We start from the raw sequence: 394 nt of genomic DNA, 5'->3' as shown, positions 1-394 counted from the left end.
ACGATGCCAGGCTGGAATGCCCTGGCGACCTTGAATCCTGTCTCTCCATCATAGGCGGTAGCAACCTCGTTATCCATCATTTCGAGAAGCTGGCCGAGCGCATTTGCGGCATCTTCATTATCATCTATGATCAGTATGCGATGGAATCGTCTAGGTTCAATCCTTGGACTCTCGGCGCTCATCAAGTCTGACTCAGTCAAGGCCGAAGTAGAGAGAGGAAGGCGCACGGCAAATTTGCTGCCTTTTCCTTCTCCTTCACTGAACGCCGAGATGGTACCACCATGCATATGTACCAGACCCTTTACAAGTGAGAGCCCTATACCCAAACCGCCAGTCGTCTTCTCCAGTGTCCGGTCAACTTGAGTAAACATACCGAACACTCGCTCAAGCATGG

Annotated in this window: 1 protein-coding gene; it reads right to left on the bottom strand. The window is 51.3% G+C overall.

The features are described from left to right. On the bottom strand, positions 1-394 hold a 394-nt coding region (locus ACO0LF_RS31545), incomplete at both ends, for an ATP-binding protein (RefSeq protein ID WP_423021370.1).

The organism is Undibacterium sp. Di27W (genome assembly GCF_049340345.1).
GTDB lineage: Bacteria > Pseudomonadota > Gammaproteobacteria > Burkholderiales > Burkholderiaceae_D > Undibacterium.
The sequence above is the reverse complement of the archived record's forward strand: the minus strand, read 5'-3'. Positions and strand labels throughout refer to the sequence as shown.